Origin of the sequence: Burkholderia sp. DN3021 (assembly GCF_049805555.1) — a bacterium.
GTDB lineage: Bacteria > Pseudomonadota > Gammaproteobacteria > Burkholderiales > Burkholderiaceae > Burkholderia > Burkholderia pyrrocinia_C.
Genome location: NZ_JBNCAB010000278.1, coordinates 1 through 549 on the forward strand (window position 1 = coordinate 1; position 549 = coordinate 549).

Consider the following 549-nt stretch of genomic DNA (forward strand, 5'->3'; position numbering starts at 1 on the left):
GCAACCTTCGAGTAGGTATCGACGAAAGTTTGCTGATAGACACGGCCGACGCCCTTGAGGCTGCCGACGTAGAACGTATCCTGCGCGCCGCAGTAGCCCGGGCATTCGGACTCGAATTCACCGTGCACTTCCTTCTCGTGCTTGGCGCGTTCGAGCGCGACGAGCTGCGCCTCGGTCAGCACCAACCCCTCCTGGGCGGATTTGGCTTCCAAGGCCTTCAAGCGCTTCGGCATGGTCTCCAGATCGTGGCGCAACCAGATGCTACGGACGCCTTGGGGCGAGACGGACAGAGCATGCCGTTTGAGGACCTCGTTGGCGATACGCACCTGACCGTAGGCTGGCAATTCGAGGGCCAGTTCGACAACGGCGGCCTCGACCTGCGGATCCACGCGGTTCTTGAGCAGCGGCCGGTGGTGGGAAATCTCCTGCAACGCAGCTTCACCGCCTCGATCGTACAGTTCCTTAAATCGGTAGAAGCTGTCGCGCGAGTAACCCATCACGCGACAGGCCTGGCTGACGTTGCCGAGTTGCCGGGCCAGCTCGAGTATG

General features: G+C 61.7%; 1 protein-coding gene. It reads right to left on the reverse strand.

Going from position 1 to position 549, the window contains the following annotated elements; translation table 11 throughout:
• Window positions 1-548, reverse strand: a 548-nt coding sequence (locus ACPUER_RS37080) for a helix-turn-helix domain-containing protein (protein ID WP_425133618.1), incomplete at its 3' end; no start/stop codon positions are given.
• Window position 549: the final 1 nt, after the last annotated feature.